Source organism: Dyella psychrodurans (assembly GCF_003363265.1).
Lineage (GTDB): Bacteria > Pseudomonadota > Gammaproteobacteria > Xanthomonadales > Rhodanobacteraceae > Dyella_B > Dyella_B psychrodurans.
Map to the genome: position 1 here is coordinate 615,524 of NZ_QRBF01000001.1, position 21,586 is coordinate 637,109.

18 protein-coding genes are annotated in these 21,586 nt (G+C 60.8%); 3 read left to right on the forward strand and 15 right to left on the reverse strand.

The annotated features are described in order from the left end of the window. Positions 1-234 precede the first annotated feature (234 nt). Positions 235-804, forward strand: a complete 570-nt coding sequence (locus DWU99_RS02895) for an acetate uptake transporter (RefSeq protein ID WP_115476479.1) — start codon at positions 235-237, stop codon at positions 802-804. Positions 805-847: 43 nt separating this feature from the next. Beyond that, positions 848-2,272 (forward strand): OprO/OprP family phosphate-selective porin, encoded by a 1,425-nt coding sequence (locus DWU99_RS02900; RefSeq protein WP_233510834.1) that lies wholly within the window; start codon positions 848-850, stop codon positions 2,270-2,272. Positions 2,273-2,343: 71 nt separating this feature from the next. Here the strand turns inward: DWU99_RS02900 and DWU99_RS02905 are convergent, their stop codons facing one another. From DWU99_RS02905 to DWU99_RS02945, 9 genes are all read right to left on the reverse strand, one after another. Beyond that, positions 2,344-3,828 (reverse strand): efflux transporter outer membrane subunit, encoded by a 1,485-nt coding sequence (locus tag DWU99_RS02905; protein ID WP_115476480.1) that lies wholly within the window; start codon positions 3,826-3,828, stop codon positions 2,344-2,346. A gap of 6 nt (positions 3,829-3,834) precedes the next feature. Continuing rightward, positions 3,835-4,857: an HlyD family secretion protein gene (locus DWU99_RS02910; protein WP_115476481.1), complete on the reverse strand. Its 1,023-nt coding sequence runs from the start codon at positions 4,855-4,857 to the stop codon at positions 3,835-3,837. A gap of 26 nt (positions 4,858-4,883) precedes the next feature. Beyond that, positions 4,884-5,081, reverse strand: a complete 198-nt coding sequence (locus DWU99_RS02915) for a DUF1656 domain-containing protein (protein WP_115476482.1) — start codon at positions 5,079-5,081, stop codon at positions 4,884-4,886. Beyond that, a complete protein-coding gene (locus DWU99_RS02920; RefSeq protein ID WP_115476483.1) occupies positions 5,071-7,197 on the reverse strand; it encodes an FUSC family protein in 2,127 nt (708 codons plus the stop codon). Before DWU99_RS02920 ends, DWU99_RS02915 begins: the two co-directional genes overlap by 11 nt. Positions 7,198-7,208: 11 nt before the next feature. Further along, a complete protein-coding gene (locus DWU99_RS02925; protein ID WP_115476484.1) occupies positions 7,209-7,700 on the reverse strand; it encodes a MarR family winged helix-turn-helix transcriptional regulator in 492 nt (163 codons plus the stop codon). A gap of 111 nt (positions 7,701-7,811) precedes the next feature. Further along, on the reverse strand, positions 7,812-8,813 hold the full coding sequence (locus DWU99_RS02930) for an LLM class flavin-dependent oxidoreductase (protein WP_115476485.1): 1,002 nt from the start codon (positions 8,811-8,813) through the stop codon (positions 7,812-7,814). An 89-nt stretch (positions 8,814-8,902) separates the two neighbouring features. Beyond that, on the reverse strand, positions 8,903-9,925 hold the full coding sequence (locus DWU99_RS02935) for a cupin-like domain-containing protein (protein ID WP_115476486.1): 1,023 nt from the start codon (positions 9,923-9,925) through the stop codon (positions 8,903-8,905). 181 nt (positions 9,926-10,106) lie between these two features. Then, a complete protein-coding gene (gene pgm / locus DWU99_RS02940) occupies positions 10,107-11,756 on the reverse strand; it encodes a phosphoglucomutase (alpha-D-glucose-1,6-bisphosphate-dependent) (RefSeq protein ID WP_115476487.1) in 1,650 nt (549 codons plus the stop codon). A gap of 103 nt (positions 11,757-11,859) precedes the next feature. Next, positions 11,860-12,558 carry an HAD family hydrolase gene (locus DWU99_RS02945; protein ID WP_199535688.1) on the reverse strand — a complete coding sequence of 233 codons (699 nt, stop codon included), beginning with the start codon at positions 12,556-12,558 and terminating at the stop codon, positions 11,860-11,862. Between the two features lie 290 nt (positions 12,559-12,848). Between DWU99_RS02945 and DWU99_RS02950 the strand changes: the two genes are divergently transcribed. After that, on the forward strand, positions 12,849-13,706 hold the full coding sequence (locus DWU99_RS02950; RefSeq protein WP_115476488.1) for an ABC transporter substrate-binding protein: 858 nt from the start codon (positions 12,849-12,851) through the stop codon (positions 13,704-13,706). A gap of 12 nt (positions 13,707-13,718) precedes the next feature. Here DWU99_RS02950 and DWU99_RS02955 read toward each other — a convergent pair whose 3' ends face one another. From DWU99_RS02955 to DWU99_RS02980, 6 genes are all read right to left on the reverse strand, one after another. Continuing rightward, positions 13,719-15,800: a S46 family peptidase gene (locus DWU99_RS02955; RefSeq protein ID WP_115476489.1), complete on the reverse strand. Its 2,082-nt coding sequence runs from the start codon at positions 15,798-15,800 to the stop codon at positions 13,719-13,721. Between the two features lie 200 nt (positions 15,801-16,000). After that, positions 16,001-17,563 (reverse strand): DHA2 family efflux MFS transporter permease subunit, encoded by a 1,563-nt coding sequence (locus tag DWU99_RS02960; protein WP_115476490.1) that lies wholly within the window; start codon positions 17,561-17,563, stop codon positions 16,001-16,003. Positions 17,564-17,574: 11 nt separating this feature from the next. Then, positions 17,575-18,813 (reverse strand): HlyD/EmrA/EmrK family protein, encoded by a 1,239-nt coding sequence (locus DWU99_RS02965; protein ID WP_115476491.1) that lies wholly within the window; start codon positions 18,811-18,813, stop codon positions 17,575-17,577. Between the two features lie 52 nt (positions 18,814-18,865). Next, positions 18,866-20,353: an efflux transporter outer membrane subunit gene (locus tag DWU99_RS02970; RefSeq protein WP_158543220.1), complete on the reverse strand. Its 1,488-nt coding sequence runs from the start codon at positions 20,351-20,353 to the stop codon at positions 18,866-18,868. A gap of 40 nt (positions 20,354-20,393) precedes the next feature. Continuing rightward, entirely contained in the window at positions 20,394-20,972 is a 579-nt protein-coding gene (locus DWU99_RS02975) for a MarR family winged helix-turn-helix transcriptional regulator (RefSeq protein ID WP_115476493.1), read from the reverse strand. A gap of 21 nt (positions 20,973-20,993) precedes the next feature. Further along, a complete protein-coding gene (locus DWU99_RS02980; RefSeq protein ID WP_158543221.1) occupies positions 20,994-21,584 on the reverse strand; it encodes a TetR/AcrR family transcriptional regulator in 591 nt (196 codons plus the stop codon). Positions 21,585-21,586 lie beyond the last annotated feature (2 nt).

The window sequence follows — 21,586 nt, forward strand, 5'->3', positions numbered from 1 at the left end:
GTTTCTCTTCACCTCTTATCGACATAACGGTTTGCTTTAAGACTCCGACGCTTGCCGGAGCCGCAGGTAGTCATGGCGATTGCGCCTGCAACGCTGGCCGGCCGCCGTAACGAAGCAAGAAACCGATGCTGGCAACGGGAACATCGCCCGCACCGGCGCTAGGGATACAGGAGATAAGCCACCGCGGATGACGCGGGTTACTCACTTCATCCAATCTTCGGGGAGGTTCTTGCAATGAGCAACGAACAGGCTGTTGCGCGATTCTCGAATCCAGCACCACTAGGTCTGGCAGGTTTCGCGCTGACGACATGGTTGTTAAGCATGATCAACGCCGGATGGTTCACCGCCGATGCCATGGGCATGGTATTGGCCGTAGCGATGGCTTATGGCGGAACGGCGCAAATCATTGCCGGTGTCATGGAATTGCCGCGCGGCAATACGTTCGGCGCCACCGCGTTTGTGAGTTACGGCGCTTTCTGGTGGTCGTTTGCCTTGTTCGTGCTGTTTCTGCACGACAAGGTGCCTGGTGCTTTCGTAGGCTGGTATCTGTTTATGTGGGGCGTATTCACCTTTTACATGTGGATCGCCTCGCTGCGTGCGCCGCGTGCATTGCAGCTGGTTTTCCTCGCTTTGTGGATCACATTCTTCCTACTGGCCGCGGGGGAATGGACCGGTATGAGCGGACTGCATGTCGCGGGAGGCTATGTGGGCCTTATCACCGCACTGCTGGCGTTCTATCTCTCTGCGGCGGAGGTGATCAACGACATGCACCAAAAGAAAGTTCTGCCCATCGGTGCACCCTAACAAGATGCGGATACCACGCTCGCCTACTGCACGGGAGAATTCCATGAAACGACAAGCTTTGTTTCTGGCCCTCACTACCCTGGGCCTGACGTTTACAGCCCCGGCGTTTGCGCAATCGAACAGCAGCAGGGATGCCGAAATCAAGGCGCTGAAAGCCCTGGTGGAAAAACAGCAGCAGCAACTCAATCAACAACAGCAGGATCTGGCATCCATGCATGCCGCGTTGTCGAAACTGGAAAATCAGCAGAGTCAGCAACAGACGCAGATCCAGCAGACGCAGCAGGCGCAAGCCACCATGGCCGCGGCGCAGCCGGCACCAACGACGCCGACCTTTACCAGCGCGCCAGGTATATCGGTCGCTTTCCACGGCTTCATCGACGCAACGGCCTTCTCGCAGACAAAAAGCTACACCTACGGCAACGGCCAGAATACGGAGTACCCGATTCCTGGCTCGAAAGGCGATCTGAGCGGTGTCGATGTGCGCAACACGCGCTTCTTGTTCGATCTGACCGGCGCCAAGATCGCCGGTGACTGGACCGGCGGCGCGCATCTTGAGATGGATTTCTTCGGCGGCAACAACGGCACGGGTGCGTATTCGCAGCAACAACCCATACCGCGACTCCGCCAGGCGTATATGGTGCTCAATAATCCGGTCAGCGGCAGCAACATCAAGATCGGTCAGATGTGGGATCTCATGTTCCCACTCGACGATCTACCCGAATCGCTCAGCCACATCGCGTTCCCGCTGGGCTATGGCGCCGGCATCATCGGCTGGCGTTTCCCCGGCGCCATTTATTCGCAAGATCTCAACCACGGTTCGGATGGTCCGAAGTGGCGCGTGGATGTTGGCGCCTTCGAAGGCAACTGGAATGGTCCCGGCAGCAACATAAATTATCTGACCGCGGGCAATGCCGGCTTCCGTCCGCAGATCGAAGCCAAGCTGCATGTCGAGGTGGCCAAAGAGTGGATGGCCTTCCTCGCCGCGCACTGGAGCCAGATCAACCTGAGCGGCGTAGGCGGCACCGAACCCGCGCCGATCAAACGGCAATTCTCCAGCGAAGCCCTTGAACTCGGCGGTGCCTGGACGCCCGGTCCGTGGGTGTTCCGCAGCGTTGCCTATACCGGCAAGGGCATCGGCCAGATATTCGGCGATCTTTCGCAGTTCGGCGATATCAAGGACAAGGGCGGCTACGTGCAAGGTGGCTACAAGTTCACGCCGAACTGGAGCTTCAACCTGTTCTACGGCATCAGCAAGCCCAATTCGCATGACGTCATTCGCTGGATGGGAAATGGCGCGACGGGATTGTTGAAGGTGGATTCGTACGCGGCGAACGTGGAATATTCGGTAGGCGATTATTCGTTTGCGCTGGAATGGATCCACGCGATCCTGGACAGCACCACGAACGGTACCAATCGCCAGACGACCAGCGGCAATCAGGTCAATCTGAGCGCTTATTACAAGTTCTAGCCTGAGCGCATGGCAGGTTGGGGTTTATGCGCCCCAACCTGCTAGTCCTTCGAGGTGCTGGACAGCGTGAATCACTGCGCGCTGACCTTAGGTTGCACGCTACTGGAAGCATTGGCCCCATAACCGCCGCCCAGTGCATCGATAAGCCGAATCGAGAGATCGGCCTGCTGGCTCTGCAGTGCGGCCAGCCGCTGATCGGCGGCCAACAGTTGCTGCCGGCTCGCCAACGGCGTCAATGGACCGCTCACCCCGCCCTTGTACGCGGACATCGCGTCCTGCCAGCTCTTCTGCGCATCCTGCTTGGCGCGTTTTTCAAGCTCGATCTGCGTGTGCACCGACGACAATGCCGACACAAGATCCGACACGTCATTGACTGCGCTGATCAGCAGGCTGTTGTATCGCGCGACGGCTTCGTCGTAACGCGCATCGGCACCCGCCAGATTGGCTCGGCGCTGACCGCCGTCGAAAATCGGCAGGCTCAGCGCAGGTCCCACGCTGTAGGTGCGTGCAGGCAGTTGGAACACATTGGTCCTGTCGCCGACAGCCACGAATCCCGCCATCGCGCTCAGGCTGATATTGGGCAGGAATTGAGTCTTCGCGGCCTTGATGTCCTTGGATGCCGCCTCGACTTGCCAGCGCGCCGCCACCAGATCGGCGCGGCGGCCAAGCAGATCCACATTCAGCTGATCGGGCAGTGCTATCTGGCCGGATTCCAGCATGTGGGGCTGAGTAATGCTCAAGCCACGGTCGGGCCCCTGCCCCAGCAATACGGACAGACTGCTGCGCGCTGCATCGATATCGCGATCCGCCTGCGCCTTCTGCTGTTCCGCGCTGGCGACCTCGGCATCGGCGAACTCCAGTTGCTGCGACGTACCGAGGCCACCCTCGAACAGGCGGCGCGTCAGGGTCAAGGTCTGGCCGGAGCGCTGCAACTCGCCGTCGGCGACGTCACGCAGCGCGAAGGCATAACCCAGGTGCACATACGCGCGCGCCACGTTCACGGACAACTCGATGCGCGCGGCATACGCGTCGATCTCCGCCGCGCGACTCCGGCCTAGAGCAGCTTCCCACGCATCGCGCTTGCCGCCCCATAGATCCAGATCCCACGAGAAACCCGCGGTGACGGATTTGGCCCACGCGAACGAGCCCAGCGCATAACTGGGATAGAGCGGGTCCTTCTCGGAAAGCCTTGCACCCTCGGCCGCGGCATCCAGCTCCGCTTGCGGCGCGCGTGCTGCATCCACACTGTCGGCGACGGCCTGGGCCTGTTTCGCACGCGCCTGAGCTTCGGCAAGCGTGGGGTTGTTCTTCAGCGCCTCGTCGATCAGCTGTGTCAGCTGCGGGTCGCCGAATCCGATCCACCAATCCTGCGCAGGCCACGCCGTGGGACTGAGCGGAACGTCGGCGAAGCTTTGCTGGCTCTTGAGACTGCGCGCATCGAGCGTGGTACCTGTCGGATGCAAACCGCCCGATGTCGCGCATCCGGCGAGCGCCGCGCAGAGCGTGAGCGTCAGCGTCGCGAGGGAAACCGGTTTGATAGGGTTGAAGGATCGCATCGCCGTTTACCGTGATGCCTCGGCCAGTTCGCCGTTTTCGTGAGGGTGAACGATCAAGGTCGCCGTTTGCCCCGCCACCAGCACTGTTCCCGCGGGCATGTGATCCATGTCGATACGAACACGCACCGGCACGCGCTGCGCCAGCCGCACCCAGTTGAAGGTCGGATTGATGTTGGCCAGCAGATCCGTACTCGTCGGATTGGTGGCGTCTGCAATACCGCGGGCAATGCCTTCCACTGTGCCGCGCAGTTGCACGCCGCCGCTCATCAGACGGATATCCACTTCGTCGCCGAGATGCACATGCGGCAACTTCGTTTCTTCGAAGTAACCGTCGATCCAAAACGAATGACTGTCGATCAAGGCAAGTCGCGGCGCGCCTGCGGTGGCGTAATCGCCGACACGCACCAGCAGATTGGTCACGTATCCGTCCACCGGCGAGCGCACCTCGGTGCGCTCGAAATTGAGTTCGGCCGTTGCCAACGCAGCCTGGGCCTGCTTCACCGCAGCCAAGGCCTGTTGCTGACCCGCGACAGCCTGTTCCTGGCCGGCCTGCGACTTGCTCACCGTGGCACGTGCCGCATCGGCAGTGGCCTGCGCATTGGCGCGATCTTCGTTGGAAACCACGTCGGCCAGCGCCTGACGACGCTTGGACTGCGCCGCATACATCTCGTAGTTGGACTTGCTTTGCGCCGTGCCTGCCCTGGCCGCATCGATGTTGGCGCCCGCCGCCGCCACCGCAGCCTGCGCCGCCGCCAGATTCGCCTTCGCTTGGTCGAGCGCGTCGACATAACGCGCCCGGTCGACCACGAACAGCACATCGCCTTTCTTGACGATCTGGTTGTCGACCACATTCACCTGCGTGACCAGGCCGGCAACATCCGGCGCGATACGCACGACATTGGCACGCACTACCCCATCGCGAGTCCAGGGCGAGTACATGTAATGCTTCCATAGCGCGCGCGATAAAAGCACGGCGATCAGTACCACGATGATCGTCAAGGCAACGCGGATAGTCAGGGCAGTTTTCATAACAGTCTCTGTTGAAACATTCGTCGTCAATAAAGCAGCAGCGCAAGGCTGCCGAAGATGCAGACAAACAGCGCAATCCGAAACAGCGACGGATGCCAGACGAAGCGATAAAGGCCAAAACGCCCGATGACCACGTCGATCAGCAGAAGCAATCCCAGCGATACCACGAACCAGACCAGCAGCCCGGGAATCAGCGCGTCGCCGAAAGCGATTTCACGAGGCATGAACGGCTCCCGGCGTGTTGGTCTTGGGCGGCATGTATTCGGCCAGCACGGATTGCTCGTCAAGCAGCGCCATGCGCAGCAGGTGCAGGTGATCCAGAAGAGGCCGCGCTGCGTCGTCCTTGCCGATGTGCTCGATGGCAACTTGGATGGCATCGCGCGCCTGGACGTACCCGACGCTACTGGGTTCTTCGTAGAAGCGCGCAAGTGCGGCAATGGCCGGCTCGACAGCCCGATGCATATCGTTGGGCCAGGTACGATCCGCCATGTCGCTGCGCAATTGAATCAGAGCACGCCCCGTTTCGTGCACGGCAAGAGCCCAGGCGACCAGCATCCTCGAGTCCCTGCTGCCACGTTCGGTCTGCGCGACGATCTGACCATAAAGATCGTGGTTGACGCTTTCAAAGCGATGTCGCAGACCCAGCAAAGGCGCTTCGGCAGCGACGCTGACTTGCCTGCGCAAAAGTTCCAATTGATGGCGACGGAACCACGGACTTCCGAAGGTCGGCGGTACGAACACGAACGCGATGGCCGCACAACCGAGGCCGACCAGGTCCGCCAGCGAATCGTTGGCGAAATGCACGATGTCGAAAGCCATCAAGTTCCTTGCCGCGAACGTAAGCGCAAAGCCCATCGAGTAACCCAGACCCACCGCCGCCAGTTTCGGCCACATCATCATTACCAGCCCGATCATCAGGAACGGCGCGGCTCCCGCGACGAACAGGCCGTAGCCGTCCATGCTGGGAAGCACGAAGAATTGACAGAGGAAGCTGGCCAGCGTGCCAAAGGAAAAGCCGATGATGGTCGACCCGATCGCCTTCGTCGGATTGGGCGCCGATGCAAACAAGCCCGCGAAAACGGTCGCGATCAGCATCGCCGACGAACCGAAAGGCCAGGCGGATGCGAGCCAGAACACGGCGAGTGCCGCCATGGTCATGGATGTGCGCAACGTAGCCAGCCCGGCGCTGTAGAAATCGTTGCCGCGCGTGAAGCGCACTCTTTCGACCGTGCCGGGTATACCGCCGGGCGTCTGCAACAGCGCGGAAGTATCCACGTACGCATGCAATTCTTCGGCGAATCGATGCAGCAGGTTGGCGCCGGTATCGAAATCGCGCACATCGTCGCCGGGTGTCAGGCTGCTGCGTACGACTTGCGCGCGTGCGTCCATGGTCCGCTGCGCCGTCTCCAGGCGCGGCAACAGGGTTCTGGCTGGAATGAGAGGATCGACCGCGACATCCAGCGCCACGGCAATCGGCGCGTAGAGTGCTATAAGCGCTTTCGCCGGCACGTCGCGGCCATTCCGCTGCAGGCGGTTGATCAGGTGGTGCAGCGACTGCAGGCTGGTGGAAGCCGCCATGAAGCGCTGATTCATCAGCAGCATATGACCGCTGCGCGCACGCGCCTCGGGATTTTCGAAGATCACCGAACTGCGCATGTCTTCGAGGGTCACCGCATCGCGGACGAAGCGCAAATGCGCGTTTTCGATATCGCTGCGCGCAATGCGGCCGCCCATGGCTCTCTGCACGAACTGAATGAAATGCATGAACTGTTCGCGCGCCGTTCGACGCAATACTTCACGGATGTGGATCGGAAACACCACGTCGCTCACCACGGCGGAGACCAGCAGGGCAAGCAGCACTTCGCTGATGCGCGCCACGGCCCCGTCGAACACGTCCGGCGGATGATTGATCACGGGAAGCGTAACGATCGCCGCCGTGTAGCCGGCCAGCACGAACGCATAGGACTTGAAATTGCGGTACAGCGCGGCGCCGCCCGAACACAGCCCTACCCACAGTGACAACGCACCGAGAAACAACACGCGCTGTTGAGGAAAGAGCGCAACGATCAAAAGCGCGGCGGCGGCCCCGCCCAGCGTCCCCAGGGCGCGATAAAAGCTCTTGGCCAGCACCATGCCGGATTGGCGATTGGCGACGATGATGGTGGTGATCATCGCCGTCGACGGCTGCGGCAGCGCAAGGCGCATGGCCAGCCACCCGGCGATAAAGAATGCCAGCAGCGTCTTGACGACGAAAAGCCACGTGTCGGCTTCGGCACGCAAACCCGCCATGACGAGTTCGCGCGTTGCAGGCACCGCTGCATGGACGTCGGTTACGGACATCGGTGACTGCCTCAGTCTGCCAATCCGCTCAAAAACTTCTTCAACAGCTTTTCAAGCTGGGTCTGCTCGGCGACCGTCAGATGACGCACCTCCCTCGCGAGCAAACCGCAGATATCCGGAAGAAAACTTTCGATCAATGCCAATCCTTTGGGCGTGAGGCTCAGGTCCAGCTTGCGACGATCATCGGCGCTTGCGGCCCGGGCGATCAATCCCATGTCGCAGAGTTCGTTGGTAAGGCGCGTGATGTTGGCCGACTTCTCGCCGGTCGCATCCGCGAGCTCCGACGGCGACATCGTACCGCTCGCCGTACCGTACAACATCATCAGCAGGTTGTATTCCGGGTGGTTGAGGCCGTAAGGCTTCAGCGTCGCGTTCGCGCTGTCGTTCACCAGCTTGTGGATGTGCTTCACCAGCCTCACTACCGTCGCCGAGCGGCGCGGGAAGTCAGGATAGCGGCGGCACGTTACCGCCAGTCGTTGCTCGGTGGCTGCAAAATCGGCCATGGCTCACCCCATGTCGCTTCAGTTCTATATATTATATAAATGTAATATATATTTGTAAACGAGCGGCCGCGCCGAACCCGGCATGGCGTCTTCAAGGGAGCCAGAATGCGCTTAGGCGGTTGCTTTCGCCAACCGCTGGCGTGCCTGGGCCGCCAGTTCGAACGAGCGCTTGCGCGCCTGGTGATCGAACACGTTCGCGGTCAGCATCACTTCGTCGGGGCGATGGCGTTCCATGAAGGCGGACAGCCCTTCCCTCACCGTATCCGGGCCGCCCACGATGGCACAGGCCAGGGCGCGTTCCACGCCGTATTTCTCGGTGGCAGTCCAGTAGTTCTCGATGTCGTCGATGGGCGGCGGAATCAGTCCCGGCCGACCGCGACGGAGGTTGATGAAGCTCTGCTGCTGCGTCGTGAACAGGCGTCGCGCTTCGCGATCGCTTTCCGCCGCGACTACATTGACGCAAAGCATCGCGTAAGGTCGGTCAAGACGTGCGGAAGGCTTGAAGTCGCGGCGGTAGATCATCAAGGCTTCATCCATCGCATCCGGCGCGAAGTGCGATGCGAAGGCGAACGGCAGGCCGAGCGCCGCCGAAAGCTGTGCGCTGAAAAGGCTCGATCCCAGCAACCAGACAGGCACGTCGATGCCGGCGCCGGGTACGGCGCGCACCGCCTGCCCTGGCACCGTCGGCTCGAAGAACGCGAGCAACTCGCGCACGTCATCGGGAAAGGTTTCGGCGCCTTCGTAATAGCGCCTCAAAGCGCGCGCAGTGGCCTGATCGGTACCGGGTGCGCGCCCTAATCCCAGGTCGATGCGTCCCGGATAGAGCGAAGCCAGCGTCCCGAATTGCTCGGCCACCTGCAGCGGCGCGTGATTGGGCAGCATGATGCCGCCTGCACCGACTCGAATGGTCGATGTTCCGCCGGCGATATGCCCGATCAATACCGCCGTGGCCGCGCTCGCAATGCCAGGCATGTTGTGATGCTCGGCCAGCCAGTAGCGCGTGTAACCCAGGCTCTCGGTCCATCGCGCGAGATCGAGCGAGTTGGCAAAGGCCTGCGCAGGCGTGTTGCCTTCGGTAACCGGGGCAAGATCGAGTACAGAAAAGGGAATCATGCAAAGAACCTTGATGACGAGGTCCCTATCTGGGGACTGGCGGCACGATTCCCAGATGCACGATGTCGATCAGGCGACGCGCCCCGGCATCAAAAGGCCTGCTGCTGCGGATAGGCTCCCGTGAAGTCGTTGTCCCACAGGAAGTTGGTGAACGACACCGTCACTGAAACATCCAGACCTTCCACAAAATGCCAGCAGCCTACGGGCAGGAACAGCACCTCTCCGGGATTCAGCACGCATGAGAGCATCTGCACGTCGGCCATGAGCGGATAGCGCGCCAGATCGACCTGTCTTCCATCGACATGCGTAAAGCAATGTTCGTGGTTATAGACATGCGCGATCTCGCAAGCGGGCATCAGCAACACACGCTTGCGCCCCAGGACCTGGGCCATGAAGTTATTGGTGAGATCGTGATGAAACGGCGTGATGGTGCCGGACGGTCCAAACCAGAGAAATCCCTGAGTGGAACCTTCGCCATTCAGATACTCGGGAATCTGCACGATGTCCTGCCACAGCTCGGCCAGCGCCGTGCGATTCATGCCTTCGTTGTACGCCGTCATGTAGAAGTTGTTGCTGCGGCCGGCGCTGCGAACCAGTTCCACATATTCGCCGAACAGCATGGTCTTGCGATGCGCCGTCTTGCGCAGCTCGTACTGCTCGTCGGCATCGCGATTGAACTGGATTTCCACCTCGCGATCGCCGCAACGCTGCTTGAAATAATCGAGATTCCATCCCGTCATCGCCGGCCAGTCGTCCATCATGCCGGTGATGATCACGGGGCGACCGGCCGTGTAGTAGGCATCGAAAAATTCGTCGCGCGACAACTTGTGCCGACGCGGCACTTCCGCATCGCGCAGATGATTCATGCGGCGCTGGCTGTCGAGCACCCAGTCCCGCTTGGCGAGACGGTTCTTCAGTCGCTGCGCGCCGAGCAGATACGGGCTGGCCAAGGCCTGTTGAAGTTCGTGCACGGCCTCCTCATGAGGAATGCCGATGCGAACCATCTGTTCGTAGATGGCCTGCGGCTGGCCATCCAGCAGCAGATTCTCCGCAATCCAGCGGCGCCATTCGTTGTCGACATGGACGACTGGACGCAATTCAACATGAGTCATGACACTCCCTCGCCACGTTGCCAAACAGTTCGTGGGCCGAGCTTAGCGCATGCGTCGAAGCACGGATGCGTACGTCGTCGTTGAACGTACAACCCGGCACGCCGCCTCTTGGACGGCGGCGCACAAAGAATATAAGTCACTTCAAATTATAGTTTTAAACTATTGATTTAAAACATAGAAATCAATCAGAAAGCGCCGCATCCACAATCTTCTGCGCCTCTTGCAGGATCGCCTTCAGATGCGCCTCGCTTTTGAAGCTCTCGCCATAGATCTTGTAGATCTCCTCGGTGCCCGACGGGCGGGCAGCGAACCAGCCGTTGGCCGTCATCACCTTGATACCGCCGATCGCCGCGTTGTTGCCGGGCGCGCGATCGAGCACCTGCTCGATCTTTTCTCCCGCCAGTTCGGTGCTTTGCAGTTGCTGCGGCGACAGTTTGGAAAGCCTCGCCTTCTGCTGCGCATTGGCGGCCGCTTCGACGCGATCGGAATACGGCTTGCCGAGTGTATGGGTCAACTCCACGTACAACTCGCCCGGGTCCTTCCCGCAGCGCGCAGTCATCTCGGCCGACAACAATGCGGGCACGATGCCATCCTTGTCGGTGGCCCAGACGCGACCGTCATGGCGCAGCAGCGACGCACCCGCGCTCTCCTCGCAGCCGAAGCCCAGCGATCCATTGAACAGCCCATCGGCGAACCATTTGAAGCCTACCGGCGATTCATAAAGCTTGCGGCCAAGACGCTTGGTCACGCGATCGATCAGCGAACTGCTGACCACCGTCTTGCCGACACTCGCCTGCTCGTTCCATTGCGGACGATGGCGGAACAGGTAATCGACCAAGACCGCAAGATAGTTGTTCGGCAGCATCAAACCGCTGCTGCGCGTCACGATGCCGTGACGATCATGGTCCGGATCGCATGCGAACGCGACGTCGTAGTGATCCTTCAGTCCGATCAGACGCTGCATGGCGTAAGGCGACGACGGGTCCATGCGAATCTTGCCGTCCCAATCCACGGTCATGAAGCGGAAAGTCGGATCGACCGCCTCGCTGACCACGGTAAGGTCGATCCCATAGCGCTTGGCAATCGGCCCCCAGTAATGCACGCCCGCGCCACCGAGCGGATCGACCGCCATGTGCACGCCCGCATTCCGGATCACATCGAAATCGACGATGTTCTTCAGATCATCGACATAGGTCGTGATGTAATCGTGCTCGCGCACCAGGCTTGAGCGCCGCGCCTGCGGATAACTCACCCGTTTCACGCCATCGAGGCGGCTTTCCAGCAACGCGTTGGCGCGTTGCTGGATCCAGCTGGTGACGTCGGTGTCGGCGGGTCCGCCATTGGGCGGGTTGTATTTGAAGCCGCCGTTGTCGGGCGGATTGTGCGACGGCGTGATCACGATGCCATCGGCCAGACTGTCCCGATGATCGCGGTTGTGAACGAGAATGGCATGCGAGACGGCGGGCGTCGGCGTGTAGGCGTCGCCTGCAGAGATGGCAACGTGCACGTCGTTCGCGACCAGCACTTCCAGCGCGCTCTCGAACGCCGGCCTGGAAAGCGCATGCGTGTCGACGCCGATGAACAACGGACCGCCGATGCCTTTGTGCCGACGGTAATCGCAGATGGCCTGCGTGATGGCCAGCACATGCCATTCATTGAAGTTGCGGTCGAACGAGGTACCGCGATGACCCGAGGTACCAAAAGCCACTCGCTGTGACGCTTCCGCCGGATCCGGCTGCAACGTGGCGTAGGCGTCCAGCAGCCTCGACACGTCCACCAGCATGCTTTCCGGTGCCAGTTTTCCAGCGTATTTGTCGACTTTTGCGCTCACCCGGCCATGCCCTCAATGATCGATGTCATCGGCGCATTATGGCAACGACGCGTCCGTCGAAGGGTTCAAAACCTGTAATTTGGTTGGGCCAGTCGTTGTTCGTTCAGGCCACGGGTTCCGCGCGTGTACGCATCAGGCCATCGGCAAGCTGCTGCAGGTCGCCTATCTCCTCGATGCTGTGATCGGGCGCTGGCTGGATGGCTGCAAGATCGGCCTGGGCCGCGTAGTGCCCCTGGCGCACGAATACGGTGGTGAGCCTGTCGCCGAGCTGGCGCTTCATCGCCGCGAGCAGCTGGGGCTTGTCGTCCACCATCACGTAATGTTCGGCCGGGTAACGCGCCTGCATCGCATCCAGTGCGCGTTCCTTGTGAACGAAGATCAGCACGCGACCGCCCACAGCGCCATAAATACCCGACGATTCGATCTTGTAGGGCTGAAACACCATATCGCCATCGGAAAGTATGACGGCACTCCCCAGCGTATTCAGGTGCTTGATGGTTTCCAGGGCATTCGCAAACAGCAGGTTCTCGAACGGATAGTTGAGCAGCCATGCCGACAGTGCGAGCAGCTCGGGGCGAGCGTCGTTCTCCCGCCGGAAATGCTGCAGAGCGCCCAGGTAATCGGCGTATCCGACCGTATCGCGAAGTTGCTCGTAGACAGACCAGTAGCGTTCGCACTCCGCCTGGCCGAACTGATAGGTCAGATACGCGCGCAGGTCGGCCGCAAAACGATCGTTGTCGAGCAGCGTGTTGTCGACATCCAGCAAAAACACCGTAGAAGCTGTCGCTGTCAGTTCTTTCACAAATAAATGTCCACATCATTTCGGGCAGCGGCCACCGCCGATCGACGCTGCTCCCCGTCGATCCACTGGCCACGCTGCCTCGTCATTCTGCTGCAACATGGAGCCAGTCGCTGGTCGGCCGTCGAAAGTGTAATCGCTTTCACGGGAAATTCCGACCTGAACGCCCCACTTTTCACCTTTACGTCACAACCAGGCAAGTGCGTCGGCTCAGACTTGCGCCAAACCCTTGGGCGGATTGAATATCAGCCCGCAAATCGACATCACGGATCGCTGCCATAAAGGGGATACCCATGCGCCTGTTCCGGCTGTTGGCATGTATGGCGTCTTTCGTTTTGACCGGTGCGCTGCTCCATGCGCCCGTGATACCTGCGGCTTCGGCCTGGCCTGGCCACGCTACGCGAAGCACATCGCAGCCGTCGAGCGACACGCTGACGAATATTCAAAAGCACGGCGTGATTCGTGTGGGTGTGGCGCTCAATGCACCGTGGGTCTTGCGTGATAAGAACAACCAGTGGCTGGGACTGGATATCGATCTGGTCCAGCAGTTCGCGCAAGACATGCGCTGGAAGATCGAGCTGGTGCCGACAACCTGGACTGCGGGCATCGATGACCTGCGTGCAGGTCATTTCGATGTGCTCGCCGCAGGACTCAGCGTCACGCCGCTGCGCGCATTGTCGTTGAAATACAGCAGACCTTACGGCACGTATGCATTGGGCCTGGTCGTCAACCGCAAATCGCTCGGCAAGGACGATCTGCTGGCATTGGAAACCGGCAATGGAAAGCACCGCATCGGTGTGCTTTCGGGCACGATCACCGCCGCAACCGCCAAGGAACATCTGGGCAATAGCGACCTGGTCGAGATCAACGACGAAAGCAAAGCCATCCAGGATCTTCGTAACGGCGACCTGGATGGCTTGCTTGCCGAACAACCCCTGCCGACCGCCCTCGCCCACTCCTATCCGGACCAGTTGCAGACGCTCGACGTCAGCACCTACGGCAAGACCGCTCATGCATTCGCCGTGCGCCGCAACGATCAGGATCTCCTCGACGTGATCAACGCATGGCTGATCTATCAAGATGCTGCCGGGTGGATCCAGTCGCGTGAGCAATTCTGGATCCACAGCCCGGCTTGGGTCGAGTTGATGTAAAAATTCACCGCGCTAGAGGTGTCCCTGCGTCAGCTCGTCGGCAAGGCGCGGCAGGTTGTAGACTTTGCGTACGGATTCCACCAGCGCGGCGGTGTCGACGGCGACGGAGCGGTTGTTGCTGCCGTCGTAAACGAAATCGCCGCCGATCGAGTGGATGTTGCCGTCAAAAATCAAACCGACGGCATGCCCTTGGCGATCGATCACGGGACTGCCCGAATTGCCACCGATGATGTCGTTGTCGCTGACGAAGTTCATCGGCGTCGACATGTCCAACGAACCCTGCGCCTTGATCCAGCTGTCGGGAAGCTTGAAGGGATCGGCACCCGTCGCGCGCTTGTACAGACCGTCGAAATGCGTGAAGGGAGGCACTGGCTCGCCGTTTTCGTTCCAGCCGACCACCTTGCCGTAGGACAGGCGCATCGTGAAGGTGGCATCCGGATAACTGGACGTGCCTTCGCGGTCGAAGCGCGCCTTTGCAATGGTTTCGTCGGCCTTGTCCGTCGGCGCCTTGACCTCGTCTTCGTATTCCTTGCGCACTTTGCGCGATTCCGCATCGACCTTGCGGGCAAGCAGGATCATCGGATCGCTGGAGGCCTCGATGGCTTTCTCGCCACCGTCCCACAGCTGCTTGCGCACGGCGGCGTCACCCAATTTGCTGCCGCTGACCAGTTGTTGCGCGAGCTGCTCCGGCGACTGCTTGCCCAGCACCTCGTGGACGGTCGGATCGTCCGCGCCGAGCGCCTGGCGTAACTTGCCCAGCGACCATGCAAGCACGGTCTGCTCGTATTGCGGATAAAACGGCACGTCCGACTCCACCTCATGCTGCACGGCAGGAAGGTTGGCCTCACGGAATTCCGGCAGGCGCTGGCCATCGGGCTGATTGCGCTCGGCGGCCGCGCGTACGAGAGTGCGCGCGTCCTGGAACAGCTGGGCGAACTGACCAAATCCAACGCCTCGTTCCAGCATCCTGAAACGCACGCTCAGGTCCTTGCTGCGTTGCTGTGCGTGCTGGAGATCGGACCACGGATCGCCATATTTGGCGCGGCGCTCGGGTGTCGCCGCCATCCATTGGCGCAAGCCGGCATCCTGTTGCTGCTTCTGCTGGATGAACTTTTCATCGTTCAGCGTCTGCAACCAGCCGCTGTACACCTTGATGGCATTTTCGATGCCGAACTGGAGCTCCTCCGACTCCTTGGTTTGCTGCTGGCCGGCACGCGCGTATTGCCACAGCACGCCGCGTACTTCCGAAAGCAACGCATAAGTGGGTACCAGCTGATCGTCACGCAGCGCGGACAATTCGCTCCACGTCAGACCGCGCCGCGTCGAGCCGGGATTGCCGACCACGAAGGTCATGTCGCCGTCTTTCGGTCCTTGCGTGTCGAATTTGAAGAACTGCGGCGTATTCGCCGGCTTGCCGTCTACATAGGCGCGGAAAAACGTGACGTCCAGGTCGTAGCGCGGGAAATTGAAATTATCCGGATCGCCGCCGAAGAAAGCGATGCTCTGCTCCGGCGCAAAAACCAGCCGAACGTCTTGATAGCGACGATATTTGTACATCGCATAACGACCGCCGTTGTAGAGCGTGATCATGTCGCAACGCCAGGTCTTCGCATCGCCACTGACGCAAGCCTGTTCCAGCTTGCTGCCGATTTCACGCTCCGCCTTGATACGGTCCGCGCCATTCTTTCCCGCCGTGGCAGCATTCACCTGTGCGGTCACATCGGTGATCGACTCGAGCTGATTGAGTTCCACATCCGGACATTTCGGCTCGTCTTCCTGCTTGAGCGCGACGTAGCCGCTGGACATGTAGTCTTCATGCCCTTTGGAAAGTTGCGACAGGCAGGCATTGGCGCAGTGATGATTGGTCATCACCAGGCCGTTGGCGGATACGAATGAACCCGAGCACCCCTCTGCGAGACGCAACGCAGCGTGTTGCACCAGGTCGATCCATTGAGGGCTTGGCGTGAAACCGTAACGCTGTTGCATCTGCTTGGTCGGCAGGTGGTCCATCGTCCACATGCCTTCATCAGCGATCGCCGCCCCGGCTCCGGCAGCGAGCAGACCCGTCAGTGCGAAACAAATCACCTGCTTCATGACGATCTCCCGGTGGTGCGAGGGGCTCGGTACGGCCCTCCGCGACAGGAACCGAGTATGAGATCGTCGTTACACTATAACAACGTGACTGATGGCAGAGAGACCGGCGTCCGCCCGCCATTTTCCAAAAAAAGCCCGGGCTGCGACCCGGGCCAAGGCTTTGCGGCCGAATGGAACTCATGCCACGCGGCGTATTCCGCTCAATGGGCGCCGGATGCCGTCGCGGAAGCGTCACCGCCGCCGCCATGCCCTGGTCTCCTGGCGATCCACAGCAACGCGATCAACGCCACGAACAGGATCGCGGAGAGGTAGAACAGATCGTCCACGCCCAAAAGCGCCGCCTGCTGATCGAGCACATGATTGAAGACGCCGTAGGCCTGTTCGCGATTGTTTCCTGCCAGTTGCACTTGATGAGTGAACTGCTGGAACGTCGGGTTGTAGTCGGTCGTCACTTCGTTGAGTTGCGCGTGATGGAGGATGGACCGGTGATCCCACGCCGTCTGGAAGATCGAGGTACCGATACCGCCGCAAAGAATGCGCAGGAAGTTGAACAGACCCGATGCCGCCGCAATGCGGGATGGCGGTAGACCCGCATAACCGATACTGAGCAAAGGTACGAAGAACGTCGCCAGGCCTACCCCTTGAATAAGGGTCGGCGCGACAAGCGACCATGGATCGACATCGCTCGTGTAACCGGCTCGCCAGAAAAAGCACACGGCGAACGACAACAGCGATACGGTGGCGAGTATGCGCGGGTCGATACGTCCGACCAGCTTCCCCGTGAACGGCGTCAACAGCACCGCCACCAGACCCGCGGGTGCCAGTACCAGGCCTGCATCCGTGGCCCGATAGTTGACGAACTCTTGCAACCACAACGGTAGCAATACGATGTTTGCAAAATAGAGCCCGTAACCCGTCGACAATGCGACAGTCGCCGCCGAAAAATTGCGATTCTTGAAAAGGCTCAGGTCGACGATGGGATGACGGTCGGTCAATTCCCATGCCACGAAATACACGAAGGCAACGGCGGAGGTTACAGCCAACGCAATGATGATGGGCGAGCTGAACCAATCGAGGTCCTTGCCTTTGTCCAGCATGATCTGCAGGGCGCCCACCCAGATCACCAGCAACACCAGTCCAAGCTTATCGATAGGCAACTTGTGAGTGGCCGACTCGCGATCGCGGAAAATCAGCCATGTGCCGACCACGGCAAGCACGCCCACCGGAATGTTGACGTAGAAAATCCATGGCCAGGTGTAATTGTCGGAAATCCAGCCACCCAGAATCGGACCGGCCACGGGCGCCACCAGCGTGGTCATCGACCACAGCGACAACGCCAGCGACGATTTGCTGCGTGGAAACGCCGCCAGCAACAGCGATTGCGACAGCGGAATCATCGGCCCGGCCACCGCGCCCTGCAGGACGCGCGCAAGCAGGAGAAACGGCAGATTCGGCGCCGCGCCGCATAGCCATGATGCAATCACGAACAGCACTGTGGCGCCGAGGAACAAGCGCACCTGCCCCAGGCGCTGCGACAGCCAACCCGTCAACGGCAAGGCGATGGCGTTGGAGACCGCGAACGACGTGATCACCCACGTTCCCTGATCCGACGACACGCCGAGATTGCCGGAGATGGTCGGAATGGAAACGTTGGCGATCGACGTGTCGAGCACGTTCATGAAAGTCGCCAGCGATACGGCAACAGCACCGATGGCAAGCTTCGCCCCTTGCAAAGGGGGATGATCGATGTGCTTCTCGCTCATGACGGCCGGCCTCAACGCACTGCGGCAACACGCGGCGTGCCACGCAACACGCGCGGAGCCGCGGCGACCTGTGTCACGTCATCGCCTGCATTCTGCGTGATGATCTGCGCGATCCGGGCGTCGGCCTGAGAACCGTAGTCGGCAAACACCGGCGTCTGATAGACCGTGTTCGGGGCATCGTTGAGGGCCGCGCCGTTTTCGTTGTGCAAGTCGACCTCGGCAATCACCGAAAGGCCGATGCGCAGCGGATGGGCTTCCAGCTCTTTGGGATCAAGCGCAATGCGTACCGGCAGGCGCTGAACGATCTTGATCCAGTTGCCGGTGGCGTTCTGCGGCGGCAGCAGGGAGAACGCCGAGCCCGTACCGGCGGAAAAGCCGACCACATGGCCGTGATACGTCACCGAGGAACCATACACATCGGCATGCAACGACACCGGCTGGCCGACGCGCATGTGCTCAAGCTGCACTTCCTTGAAGTTGGCATCCACCCAGATTTCGTTCAGCGGCACCACGGCCATCAGCGGCGTACCCGGTGCGACACGCTGACCCACCTGCACCACGCGTTGAGCTACGTAACCGGTAACGGGCGCCGGCAATGTGTTGCGCGCGTAAGCGAGATACGCATCGCGCACTTTCGCTGAAGCAGCCAGCACGTCCGGATGATTGGCAATCGAGACATTCCAGGTCAGCGCCTGATTGGATGCAAGTTGCTGATTCGCCGCAGCATACGCAGCCTGTGCATTGCTCAATGCATCGCGGGCGTGAGTTATCTCTTCCGTAGAAATCGCACCGGTCTTCGCGATATCCATGCGGCGGCTGTAGTCTTCCTGAGTGCGAGCGAGATCGGCCTTGCGCTGATCGAGCACTGCACGATACTGAAGATTGTTGACATACAGCGTATGCACCTGGCGCACGGTCTGCGCCAACGCGGCTTCCGACTGCTGCAAAGCAATTCGCGCGTCGGCGGGATCGAGCTGAACCAGCGGCTGTCCTTGCTTGATGGTCTGAGTGTTGTCCGCGTTGACGGCAATCACCGTACCGACGACCTGCGGAGTGACCTGCACCACGTTGCCATTGACGTAGGCATCGTCCGTGGACTCGTAATAACGCGCCACGGCCAAGTAATAAGCCGTGGCGGCTGCCGCGATGGCAACGACACCAAATGTGATGAGCGCAAGGACGCGGCGACGGCGACCTTTACTCGGCGAATCACCGTCATCGACGGGATTAGTTGCAGCTTGAGCGTTCATGGCTGATTCCGGGGAATGGGGAAATGAATGAAAAAGCGAGAAGTTCTGTGTGTCAGGGAGTCGTGCCGCCGTGCTCGACGATGGCGACGTCGTCGGATGAGGCATAACCGCCACCCAGCGCCTGGATCAGAGACACCTGCGCATCGAGCCGCTGCATGCGCAGCGTGGCGACGCGCTGGCTTTGCTCCAGACGCGCAACGTCGGACGACAGCACTTGCAGTTGCGGGTCGAGCCCGGCCTTGTAACGAATGATTTCCAGGTCGTAAGCGCGGCGGCTCGCTTCATAGGCGCGCTGTGCCGTGGTCTGCTGCTGTTCGACCGCGCGGATCTCGGCAACCTGGGTTGCCACATCATTGAGCGCACTGATCAATGTCTGGTCGTAGGCCGCGACGGCCGTGTCGTAGTCGGCATAGCGATCCTTGAGCTGCGCGCGCAACGCACCGCCGTCGAAGAGCGGCAAATGGATGGCCGGTCCCGCCTGCAGCTGTCGGCTGCTGGCATTGAAGAGACGCCCCCAACCAAACGCGTCGTAGCCGAACGCGGCAGCCAGATTGATATCCGGGAAGAAATCGGCCTTCGCCACTTTCACGCCGTGTTTCGTTGCATCGATGCGCCAGTGCGCAGCGACGACGTCGGGGCGACGCGAAAGGAGATCGGCGGGAAGATTGTTTGGCAGTGTGTCGTCCGGCGCATCCATCAGCACCGGACGCGCGATCTGCAAACCGCGATCGGGACCTTTGCCGAGCAGCGCTGCCAATTGGTAACGCGTGGTGGCGATCTGGCCGTCGAGTTCCGACACGTCGGTCTGCGTCGCATCGATCGTAACGTCCACGGTGCGGCTTTCGACCTCGTTGTCGAGCCCGGTCTTGACGCGCTCCTGCGTCAGCGAACCAATCGTCACGCGGCTGGCAACCTCGTTCTGCGCGACATCGCGCAGTGCATACAAGAGCGCAAGATGCACATAAGCGTGCGCCACCGATGTCGACAGGATCAGGCGGGCTTGCTGCTCTTCGGCTTCCGCCGCTTTGCGGTCTGAGATCGCCGAGCGAAGCGCCTCGTGGTTTTTGCCCCAGATATCCAGGTCGTACGAGGCACCCAGCATCAACGAACTTTCGTTCTGCGTGCTGTTGCCGATCGGCGGTGGCAGAAACGTATTTCCGCTCAAGTGCTCGTGCGTGAACGCGTATTTGACGTCGGCGCTGGGGCCGGTGGCGGCGTCGGCTTGTTGCACATACGCGGATGCCTTGGCGACACGCGCCTTGGCTTGGGCAAGCGTCGGACTGTTGGCAACGGCTTCCTGGATCAACGCAGTGAGTTGCGGATCGCCGAACCGTGCGGACCAGTCCATGGCCGGCCATGCGCCGCCTTGCGTGGGTATGCTCGCGGAAGCCGGGTAATCGGTAACCGAAGCCGGATGGCTGTCGCTGTGAATGCCGCGATAGTTCACGCACGCCGCGAGCGCCGTGGCAAGCAAGGTCACAGCCATGACGCGCAGGGAACGACGCGGCGATGCAAAGACACGAAGAGTCGAACGGTTCATGAGTGATATGCCTAAGGGAGCGATACGTGGACAGGCGACGTCACGGGGTCCGCTTGATGCGCGCATCGCGACGTTGCTTGGGGGAATGTGCGTGCGTCTGGCAGTTGTCTGCCATCTGCTTCAGGCCGCGCTGCAGTGCCTTGAGATCCGACTGACTGATGCCGCGAGTGATGGCATCGAGAATGTGTCGAGTGATGTCGATCGTGCGCCGAGCCATGCGCTTGGCGCGTTCGGTCAGCGCAATGCGCACGACGCGGCGATCTTCCGTACAGCGCATGCGCGTGAGCAGGCCGGACTTTTCCATGCCGTCCAGCGCATGGCTGACCGTGCTGGCGTTGACGCCGACGACCGCGGCCAGATCGTTGCCCAGCATGGCGGGCGCGGTCGCCAGCAACATCAGGATTTCGGCCTGGATGCCCGTGATGGCGAATTCTTCTTTCATGCGCTGCGTCGTGAGCCGCTTGAAGGCCGACGAGGTGCGCACCAGCGCGTGGGCAACGTGTTCGTGATGATCGCGCGTGGCCGAGCGGCGCGCGCCTGCCTGCTTGGCAGTCGCGCCGCGCCGGGATGCCGACGCGAGCGCTTCAGTGAGGTGTTTGCGGGTTACGGAGGTATCCACAGCTGCATACCGGCATGAAGGCTATGAGGCTGCCGAATCCACGGCAGCGATGGCGGCACGGCGGCCGGCTTCCAGAATGCGGTCGGACATCTGCGCGTCATCGACCGCGCGCGCAAGGATCATCGCGCCGACCATGCTGGACACCACGGACATCGCTTTCATCTCGCGCTGCCTGGGTTTGAGCGATTCGTCGAGCACCGAACCCACCAGCTTGACCATCTCGCTGATGCCTTCGGTCAGCTGCTCGCGCACAGGCCCTTCGCTGCGCCCTGCTTCAATGGCGACCGTGGTCAGCATGCATCCGCTCGCCACGTTGTCGCGGTGATGCGTGCTCAGGTAGCCATCAACCAGATCTTGCGTTCGTTCGCTGCTGCTCTGGCCGCTTGATTTGCGCAGACGCTCGCGCGTGCGTTCCAGTCCTGTTGCGAGCGCTTCGCGAACAAGGTCATCTTTCGACTCGAAGTGGTTATAGAAACCACCCTGCGTCAAGCCGAGGTCGCTCATCAGGTTGGCGACGCCGACGGCAGCGATGCCTTCCTTTCGGAAACGCGCGGCAGCCGTTTCGATGATGCGTTGGCGCGTGGCTTCTTTATGTCCTTTTTCATAGCGCATGG

Coding starts and splice junctions, on each gene's coding strand:
- DWU99_RS02895 (WP_115476479.1), top strand. CDS start 235: ATGAGCAACGAACAGGCTGTTGCGCGATTCTCGAATCCAGCACCACTA.
- DWU99_RS02900 (WP_233510834.1), top strand. CDS start 848: ATGAAACGACAAGCTTTGTTTCTGGCCCTCACTACCCTGGGCCTGACG.
- DWU99_RS02905 (WP_115476480.1), bottom strand. CDS start 3,828: ATGCGATCCTTCAACCCTATCAAACCGGTTTCCCTCGCGACGCTGACG.
- DWU99_RS02910 (WP_115476481.1), bottom strand. CDS start 4,857: ATGAAAACTGCCCTGACTATCCGCGTTGCCTTGACGATCATCGTGGTA.
- DWU99_RS02915 (WP_115476482.1), bottom strand. CDS start 5,081: ATGCCTCGTGAAATCGCTTTCGGCGACGCGCTGATTCCCGGGCTGCTG.
- DWU99_RS02920 (WP_115476483.1), bottom strand. CDS start 7,197: ATGTCCGTAACCGACGTCCATGCAGCGGTGCCTGCAACGCGCGAACTC.
- DWU99_RS02925 (WP_115476484.1), bottom strand. CDS start 7,700: ATGGCCGATTTTGCAGCCACCGAGCAACGACTGGCGGTAACGTGCCGC.
- DWU99_RS02930 (WP_115476485.1), bottom strand. CDS start 8,813: ATGATTCCCTTTTCTGTACTCGATCTTGCCCCGGTTACCGAAGGCAAC.
- DWU99_RS02935 (WP_115476486.1), bottom strand. CDS start 9,925: ATGACTCATGTTGAATTGCGTCCAGTCGTCCATGTCGACAACGAATGG.
- DWU99_RS02950 (WP_115476488.1), top strand. CDS start 12,849: ATGCGCCTGTTCCGGCTGTTGGCATGTATGGCGTCTTTCGTTTTGACC.
- DWU99_RS02955 (WP_115476489.1), bottom strand. CDS start 15,800: ATGAAGCAGGTGATTTGTTTCGCACTGACGGGTCTGCTCGCTGCCGGA.
- DWU99_RS02960 (WP_115476490.1), bottom strand. CDS start 17,563: ATGAGCGAGAAGCACATCGATCATCCCCCTTTGCAAGGGGCGAAGCTT.
- DWU99_RS02965 (WP_115476491.1), bottom strand. CDS start 18,813: ATGAACGCTCAAGCTGCAACTAATCCCGTCGATGACGGTGATTCGCCG.
- DWU99_RS02970 (WP_158543220.1), bottom strand. CDS start 20,353: ATGAACCGTTCGACTCTTCGTGTCTTTGCATCGCCGCGTCGTTCCCTG.
- DWU99_RS02980 (WP_158543221.1), bottom strand. CDS start 21,584: ATGCGCTATGAAAAAGGACATAAAGAAGCCACGCGCCAACGCATCATC.